Source organism: Methanobrevibacter sp. (assembly GCF_017468685.1).
Taxonomy (GTDB): domain Archaea; phylum Methanobacteriota; class Methanobacteria; order Methanobacteriales; family Methanobacteriaceae; genus Methanocatella.
Genome location: NZ_JAFUHT010000024.1, coordinates 22787 through 31447, shown reverse-complemented (window position 1 = coordinate 31447; position 8661 = coordinate 22787). Strand labels below are relative to the sequence as shown.

Annotated in this window: 10 protein-coding genes and 1 pseudogene; 5 read left to right on the top strand and 6 right to left on the bottom strand. The window is 31.0% G+C overall.

What is annotated here, in order from left to right; genetic code table 11:
• Window positions 1-90: pseudogene (locus tag IJ258_RS11930) on the bottom strand (transcriptional regulator); the annotation flags it as partial.
• Between the two features lie 119 nt (window positions 91-209).
• Here IJ258_RS11930 and IJ258_RS03500 point away from each other — a divergent pair.
• Window positions 210-1640, top strand: coding sequence for a TrkH family potassium uptake protein (locus tag IJ258_RS03500; protein WP_292802989.1), 1431 nt, complete (start codon window positions 210-212; stop codon window positions 1638-1640).
• A gap of 185 nt (window positions 1641-1825) precedes the next feature.
• Here the strand turns inward: IJ258_RS03500 and IJ258_RS03495 are convergent, their stop codons facing one another.
• Together IJ258_RS03495 and IJ258_RS03490 are read right to left on the bottom strand one after the other, a co-directional pair.
• A complete protein-coding gene (locus IJ258_RS03495; protein WP_292802986.1) occupies window positions 1826-2209 on the bottom strand; it encodes a DUF2283 domain-containing protein in 384 nt (127 codons plus the stop codon).
• Window positions 2190-2513: a hypothetical protein gene (locus IJ258_RS03490; protein WP_292802981.1), complete on the bottom strand. Its 324-nt coding sequence runs from the start codon at window positions 2511-2513 to the stop codon at window positions 2190-2192. Before IJ258_RS03490 ends, IJ258_RS03495 begins: the two co-directional genes overlap by 20 nt.
• Before the next feature lie 569 nt (window positions 2514-3082).
• On the opposite strand from IJ258_RS03490, the gene IJ258_RS03485 reads away from it, so the two are divergent.
• A complete protein-coding gene (locus IJ258_RS03485; protein ID WP_292802978.1) occupies window positions 3083-3559 on the top strand; it encodes a DUF308 domain-containing protein in 477 nt (158 codons plus the stop codon).
• Between the two features lie 121 nt (window positions 3560-3680).
• Here the strand turns inward: IJ258_RS03485 and IJ258_RS03480 are convergent, their stop codons facing one another.
• Window positions 3681-3974, bottom strand: coding sequence for a hypothetical protein (locus IJ258_RS03480; RefSeq protein ID WP_292802975.1), 294 nt, complete (start codon window positions 3972-3974; stop codon window positions 3681-3683).
• Window positions 3975-4460: 486 nt separating this feature from the next.
• On the opposite strand from IJ258_RS03480, the gene IJ258_RS11965 reads away from it, so the two are divergent.
• From IJ258_RS11965 to aroC, 3 genes are all read left to right on the top strand, one after another.
• A complete protein-coding gene (locus IJ258_RS11965) occupies window positions 4461-4757 on the top strand; it encodes a DUF6932 family protein (protein ID WP_394355651.1) in 297 nt (98 codons plus the stop codon).
• Window positions 4758-4975: 218 nt separating this feature from the next.
• A complete protein-coding gene (locus tag IJ258_RS03475) occupies window positions 4976-5413 on the top strand; it encodes a hypothetical protein (RefSeq protein ID WP_292802972.1) in 438 nt (145 codons plus the stop codon).
• A gap of 49 nt (window positions 5414-5462) precedes the next feature.
• A complete protein-coding gene (aroC, locus tag IJ258_RS03470; RefSeq protein ID WP_292802969.1) occupies window positions 5463-6557 on the top strand; it encodes a chorismate synthase in 1095 nt (364 codons plus the stop codon).
• On the opposite strand, the gene IJ258_RS03465 is transcribed toward aroC, so the two are convergent.
• Complete coding sequence (locus IJ258_RS03465) at window positions 6551-7483, bottom strand: MBL fold metallo-hydrolase (RefSeq protein ID WP_292802966.1); 933 nt, start codon at window positions 7481-7483, stop codon at window positions 6551-6553. The two genes, aroC and IJ258_RS03465, sit on opposite strands and share 7 nt — an antisense overlap.
• Window positions 7484-7492: 9 nt before the next feature.
• On the bottom strand, window positions 7493-8413 hold the full coding sequence (locus tag IJ258_RS03460) for a DUF2121 domain-containing protein (protein ID WP_292802963.1): 921 nt from the start codon (window positions 8411-8413) through the stop codon (window positions 7493-7495).
• Between the last annotated feature and the right edge of the window lie 248 nt (window positions 8414-8661).

Below are 8661 nucleotides of genomic sequence, written 5' to 3'. Positions count from 1 at the left end.
CCTATGGTAAGCCACATAATTGCTGATTTCCTCATCCAAAGCAGTTTTTGTCATTTTGTTAAAAACATTGATTTTAGATTTTCCAGACATATTTTATAATTTGTCAGTCATCTATAATAAAAGTTTGGTTAGTAACTATAAACACTTATTGTTTTACTCTAGAGAAATTAAGAATAAGATTATATACTTTTATATTAAATTATAATTTAATGAGGTATATTTCAAGAACAGATTTAAAGATTGTTGCAAGAAACTCCGGAATACTAATGGTCGGAATAGGAGTAATGTGTTTAATTCCATTAATAGTTGATTTGATATATCTTGAATTTGATTTGTTGAGTTTCATTGTTCCTGGAGCAGTTTCAATAGGATTAGGTTATCTGTTTATGAAATACTTCAAATCATACACCTCCAAAAAGATAAGGTTAAAGCATGGGATGATGATTTCATCTTTTGCATGGTTCTGGGCAGGTCTTATTGGAGGCATTGTAATTACACTCTCAACAAATATTCCCATTATTGACGGTGTTTTTGAAAGTGTTTCAGCATTAACAGGAACCGGAATAACAATATTTGAAAATGTGGAAACATTACCTTACAGCATACTGTTTTTTAGAGCTTTGGAACAATGGATTGGAGGACTGGGTGTGATTGTTGTTATGCTCAGGTTCATTACACCAGGTTCCATATCCTCAAGACTTTACCAATCCGAAGCTCGTGATGAGAGATTAAAGCCAAGTATTAAAGCTACAATAAAGGAAACTCTGAAAATCTATGGGATATATACTCTTTTGGGCATAATATTATATGTTCTTGCAGGAATGCCTATTTTTGATGCCGTCTGCAATACCTTCTGCATAATTTCAACAGGAGGTATGGCAGTTAAGAATGCCAATATCGGATACTATCAGAATGATTTGATATACCTGATTTCAATAATCATAATGATATTGGGTGCAACAAGCTTTTTAGTGCACTATAGAATAATTAAAACAAAAGGAAAATCATTAATAGAGGACTTGCAATTTAAAGTGCTCATTTTCATAATTGCATTTGTCAGTTTGATGCTTTATTTTGTCTCAGACATCATTCCAATGGAATTGGTATTTACCGTAACCTCCGTCATTACAACAACTGGAGCCAGCGTGGCTTCAGCCAACGTGATGGCATCTTGGCCGTCATTTGTAATACTCTGTTTAATGGCAATGATGTTAATAGGAGGTTCAAACGGTTCCACAGTAGGTGCAATCAAACTTGTACGTACAATTACATTCTGTAAAGGAATATATGCAAGTATTAAAGAAATCTTATCTCCTGAAGGCAGAATCGTACCTGTAAAGCTAAATGGACAATTAGTATCTGAAAAAGCAATTGGAGAAGCCGGAAAATTCATTGTACTTTACATGATATTCATATTTCTAACTTGGACATTATTCTGCTTATTCGGATATGATCCGTTTAAAAGCCTATTTGCGGCAATGTCACTTCAGGGAAACAATGGTTTGGAACTGGGAATTGTTAACCATGCCCTAAACCCTATATTGAAGGTAGTCAGCATGATAGACATGTGGACCGGAAGACTGGAGATATATCCGGTATTGGTACTGTTTAGAGCAGGATTTGAAATATTCAAACGATAATGTTTCAAAGATTATGATTTGGAAATATCAGTCAATAGCTAATTTTCTACCATTTTTATTGATAAAAATGTTTAACTTGTAAATTGGTTTTCTTAATTGCAGAAAATATATAAATAATTATTAAAAAACTATTGGTTAAATTAATTCAAACAATTTCACTAAAAAAAAGAAATATATAACTGAATTTAAGCAGTTGCAAATTCAGTTTCCATAGAAGGTATATTTGAATAGTTGCTGGTAAATGATTCTAAAATAGGGGTCTGTTCGCTATTGTGTAACATGACCTTAAAGTTAGCATGTACACATATGGATTTATCATCCACAGAAACACTCATTTTAAAATCAATTAAATTTTTTAAACTATATTTTGGAACATTTAGTCTTTTTGAAGCATCAAGAATCTCTAAAGACACAGGAACATTATCTTCATCAAAATCCAACAAAACCCCTTCATCCATTTCAACAGTTTTATCATATTTAAATGGTCTGGTAACTTTAATTGCCAAAACATCATATGTATAATCGTATCTGTAATCCACTTCAAAAGAATTATCTGCGTTTCCTTTCATGTTCTCTCCTCTTCTTTTCTTCTGGATAAACAGTGATGACACTAATATTTTCATCATCACTAATTTCAATAATCACATACAAATCCATTGTAGGCTTTGTTTCATGGGGATATATTAGCTTAAAACGATTATAATAGGTTTTAGAAATTGATAATGGGATTTTATTAATTAGACAATCAACAGTATAATTAATTTTAAAATCTCTTTCTAACCATCGTTCTTCCACATGAGGAATGATTTTTAAATTATTGGGGTCTTGTGATTTTAAAATTTCTCGAGCTTCATCGATATTATAATCTCGCACGAAAATCACATACCATAAAATCTAATTAATAATTATAATTTAATTCTTATTTAATACTTTCCAATAACTTAATTAAATATTGATTTCGTCTTGTTAAATTTTTTTTCAATGTTTGTGATGAATTGGATAGACTAAAAAAAGAACAGTATTTTTCTCACTGAAATATAATAGAGAGTCATTGGAGGATTGATACTGGGAGTTATGTTAATGTTAGTGTAAATGAAATCAAGACATGATATTTAGTTTATTAATATCAATATGATTTGCATTTCTCATGGAGACAGGAGCTTGGCGCTATTTTCACATAATTTTTTATTTTAACCCATCAAAGAGAAGTAATTATAATAATCAGTTTTTTGATAGAATTTTAGACTAGTTTTGTCTTATTTAACGTTTTTTCAACATTATTTAAATAGAATATTTTTACAAAAAACCGAACAATTGTTCTTTTTTAATATAGGCAAACCATAATTTTTTAATAATAAAAAAATCCATAAATATATATTGAAATTCATATTATATGCAATATTGAATTTTAATTTCAAAAAATAAAAATTAAAAGTGAAAAAATGAACAACAATCAAATTATGGGTATCCTGTCAATAATATTGGGATTAATATTTATTGCATGTCCTGTTTTCAGTACTGCCCTTGCTTCAACCTTAATAGGAATAAGTTTCCTGTTATTAGGTATTTTTTCAATAATTGCAGGAATTTTCGGCGGAACTGGAATGGGTGCTCTTCTTATTATATCAGGAATATTGGCCGTAATATTCGGATTCATATTCACAACCAATATCTTTGCAATACCAATAATCATGTCCTTACAATTCTATATTATCGGAATTATAATGATTTTAATGGGTATAGCAGGTTTAATTTCAGGAGACCAAGTTTCAAAAGTCCTTTCAATTTTAATGATAATCCTTGCAATTGTCATGATTGCTATTGGTGCTTTAACAATCGACAACCCGATTATTGCCCCAATATTACTTGGAATATCCTTAATCGTTGAAGGTGCTAATTTATTTATATCAAAAGCTTAAATTCATTGACACAAGTTGATGAAAAGACAGCTAAAAAACTAAAAATAATTTAAAATAAGGATTTGATTCCTTATTTACTTTTTTTCTTTTTAAAATAATATTTCATAACTCAAAACTAAATTTATAGTTCAAAGTTAAAGCTTACGGTAGTGAATTTCATGCCGCTGTCCCGGATTTTTTTGGATTTGATATCAACATCACCATATTGCTTTAGGAAAGTGTTAATCTCTTTTGATACAGAATGGTAATTTTTCCTGTCGTAAACCCTGTAATTTCCCATGAACTTAATAGTTTCATTTTTATTTAGGACATTTACTTGATCCATTCTGAATGATTCATTGTTTTTTTCTAAAACGGAGTTTACTTTTTCCACTATCTCCTTTTTGATTTTAGCTTTTTCTTCATCACTAATCATGTTATATTCCTCCTTAAATTTGTATCAATTCAGCAATCATTTAATCCTGCTTTAATATGATATATGAACTAAAATGTAATTAAGTTTATGCAAATTTTGTAAATAGAATTGTAATCTTATTAACTTTATCATTTTCATAACAAAAAGAGTATGATTTCGTAAAATCCCCATACTCAATATGGAACAGTTTTGGATAATTTTTGGGATAGGAATGGGACAGGTTTGGAAAAAAATTATATATACTACTCAAACTAAAGATAACAATCATCAGACGTCTGTTAAATTTTTAAAGTGAGATTATGAAAAAGAGAAAATTTAACGGTTTTAATGATGAGGGATGTTTGCCCTTTGGAATCTATGAAATGAGTCTTGAAGAATTTGAAGATCTTTTTTCAAAAAATTAATCCATTAGACGAGAAGAAATTATGAAACACTACAAAGAACATGTAAATCAAATAAGAAGCCCACCATTATTTAAATCATTGGATTGATGACAGTTATGTTACATCCAAAGAGAATCCAAATGATATTGATACATTTACAGAATTTGATAGTGTAAAAGTTGATCAAAATAATGATAAATCTAAAGTCAAAGATTTAATTTACAATGCTCCACTAAGGACATATAATACATGTCATTCATTTATGGTCTTTAAATATCCCAAATCAAATACAAAAGAATACGAGAAATATCTGGAAACAAAATCAAAAACATTAATTATGTTATTTGGAAAAAACAAACAAACTAAAAATCCTAAGGGAATTGTAAAACTAAAAAATTAGGTGATAAAATGGAACTTGAACCAATAAAACTTGAAACACTAGAAGATTACGATAGAGAATTAACTTCAATGGAAAAGACATTAACTGAAATGGAATAATTTATAAAAGAACACCCAGAAAGATTAGGGTACGCTGGAAATTATGAAACACTAAAATATGTCTACGGTATAATTGTTCAAGAAAGAGCAGACTATGTCAATGAATTAAGTGACATTTATATGCATTTAAAAGGAAAATCAATTGAAAATGGATTGGCAATATACAATTTAAACGATTTAAACAAAAAATTAAATGAAACAGAAAACCTATTAACAAAAAATAATTCCGACAACCTAATGATTAAAAGCATTTCAGAGGGATCATACAAAATCCAGTTTGCATTTAAAAATCCCTCCGACGAGGATGTTAAACGAATATCTCCACGAAAAAAAGGATTATTGAAACTGTTCAGATTCATTGAATGTGGAGACGATGTTGAAAAACTCAAAAATGAGGCAGGCTGTGAAAATATTGAAGCACTTAAAAAATATAAGGAGTTCATTGGAGAAATTGTAAAAAATGAAGTTGACTTCATGTTAGATACTGAAAAAGGCAATCTTAAAGCGGGCCTGAATCTTCAACAGTGCAAAAATATTTGCAAAAATTTAAACATATAATAACTTTGAAATACAAAAATTAACCTAGTTATTTTAAAGAGGCCAATACATGTCAAATTCAATTGGAGAAAAATTTCAAGTAACAAGTTTTGGGGCAAGTCATGGAGTGGCTGTTGGAGCTATAGTTGACGGATGCCCTGCAAACTTAGAATTAACCGCAGAAGACATTCAAAAAGAATTAGATAAAAGAAAACCAGGAACCAGCAGTGTTACCACCCCAAGAAAAGAAGGAGATGAAGTTCAGATTCTTTCAGGCATTTTTGAGGGCAAAACTGATGGAACACCCATTACAGGAGTAGTTTTCAATAAAAATCAGCACTCAAAGGATTATTCAATGTTTAAAAATACTCCCCGCCCATCCCATGGGGATTTTGGATGGATGATGAAGTATGGAAACTACGATTACAACGGCGGTGGCCGTGGAAGTGGCAGAGTCACTATCGGACATGTTATTGGTGGCGCAATAGCTAAGAAATTATTAAAAACACATAATATTGAAATAATTTCCCATGTTACTCAAATCGGAGATGTTAAAGCAGAAACTTATGACATCAACACCATTAAAGAAAACATCGAGAAAAATCCTGTTCGTTGCGGTGATTTGAAAGCTGCAAAAGAAATGGAAGAGTTAATCATTTCAAAAAAACAAGAAGGAGATTCTGTTGGAGGAATTGTTGAAACCATAGCTGTTGGAGTTCCGGCAGGTCTTGGTGAGCCTGTCTTCGGCAGACTTGACGGAGATCTTGCAAGAATACTTATGAACATCGGTGCAGTCAAAGGTGTTGAAATAGGTCTTGGATTTGATGTTGCAAGCCACACCGGATCTGAGATAAATGATGCATACCAGATTGAAGATGACAAAATCACCACAAAAACAAACAACTCCGGAGGAATTGTCGGAGGCATGAGCAACGGCATGCCAATTGTTTCAAGAATTGCAATAAAACCTACTCCATCAATTTCCAAATGTCAGGACAGTATTGATTTGGAAAAAATGGAAAATAAAAAAATAGAAATTAAAGGGCGCCATGACCCTTGTATCTGTCCACGTGTAACTGTTGTGGCCGAATCCAGTACTGCAATAGTCCTTGCAGACCATATGATTCGCTCAGGAGTTATCCATCCAAGCAATCTGGATTACTGATTCTTATTTTTTCTCACCATTGCCATTTCATCAAATTCCTTATGCTGAAATGCCATCTGATAAGAATTTTTTCTCTCGCTTTGATATAAAGCATGATTTGTACTATGAATTGATGATTGAACATCTTTTAGTGAAATCAATCTGAATCTTTTCGGATTATTATAATTTACATTGAATGACAATCCATCATAAGCAGCAATTGTTTTGACACCAGTCTTTTTTGAAATCTTTTTAGCTTCAGTTACTGGATTGCTTGAAATCATTTTAAGACCCAAATGAGTCATAACCGCAACTTGAGGTTTTACTTCATTAATCAAATCAATGAAATTCTTTGAACACATATGCCCATTAATTGATCTGTTTCCTGGCCTTAAAACGCTTGCTATCAAAATATCCGCACCTTTATGATAATCTGCCAATCCATCAAAGTAAGCAGTATCTGCAGTATAGGATAGTTTAAAACCTCTGTAATCTATCTGAAATCCGACACCTGTGGGATCTCCGTGTGAAGTGGCAGTTCCTTTAATTTTTGTATTATTCAACTGTTGAACTTCACCAGGTTTTAAAATAATCTTATCAGGCTTTGATTGATGATATTTTGAAATTGCAGGCCCCCACTTATCATAACCATCCAAAACACTTTCACTACCGACTATAGTTCCTAAACTTTTTGTCATTCCTCTAGTCATAGCTTCAATGAGTATTTCAGCATCATTGTAATGGTCTGTATGTGCATGGGAAACAAACACTCCGCTTAAATTACGGGGATCAAAACCAAATTGATAAGTTCTGATTAAAGCACCTGGACCAGGGTCAATATGATAATTTTTACCGCCCAAATTATCAATTCTAAACCCTCCAGTCATCCTTCTTTGGCTAATAGCGGAAAATCTTCCTCCACCACTGCCTAAAAATGTTATTTTCATTTCCCAACCTCATAATGAACATAAAATAATATCACATTTCAGGGAAGACTTATCTTTTTTAAGGCACAAATCCTCATTTTCAATAATAACCTTATCCCCTATTTTTACATTATCGCTTTCTGTAAACATCAATACGTTTTGGCCGGGAGCGGCAAGCTGTTTCCAATTTCCATCGACAGCCTGTGTTTTATCGTTTAACTGAACATATAACATGTTTCCATCAACATTGACAACTTTACCAACTTCACCTTTATCAATTATTTTATTGGCCATTTCAATGTCCAAGTTCTGCTGCACTAATTTTTCTGTTAAGTCCTGTCTGAACTTGATTAGAACTTTAATATCGTGATCTATTGTCATGTTCAAATGCTTTTGAGCATCGGATTCACTGAATTTAGGTTGTTGCATCAATACATCAACTTTATTTCCTACTGTAGGGGTTTTTGAAGCCACTTCCAAGATGATGCTTTCAAAAATATCTCCCATATATCTTAAACTTTGAGAGGCTTTCCATTTTCTTTGAATTAATGTTTCAGCCATGCGCTTTGCATATTCATTACCGAAGATAATGACTCCACTTTTACCGGCTTTACGGGATTCAGTTTCTGAACCTAAAAGTTCAACTATCTGATATCCGTTTGTGGTTCCATAAATACGTCTTCTTCTTGTTTCAAATGTACCTTTTGTACTTACTTCCCCACGAATGGTATTAGCAATTACTTTAATTTTGTTTGCATCATCAGTTATCTTAATTGAAATACCCAATTCATTAGCCTTAGATAAAAAATCTTCATCATTATCGATTTTTCCATTATACAAATCCTTTTCCAATTCCGCTAATTTTTCTTTATCACCAAAATATCCTATCTTTCTTTTATCACTCGCCATTACACATCCTTTTTTTCCAACATAAGCAATAATTAAGCTCATAATATCTCCTAATTTGATATTTTTTTAAATTATTAAAATATCAATAATTTATTATTTATATATAATTATAATTATCCTACATTATAAAGTTTAACAAAATAAGTAATTTAGAATTATAAAAAATATTAAAAACTATTAAAACTTGCTTAAACTAATTAAAAACAATTTATTGAATTTTTAAACAATATATTTAAATAACAATATAACAATAAATATAATTATATTAAATGTTAATTATTTATCATTAT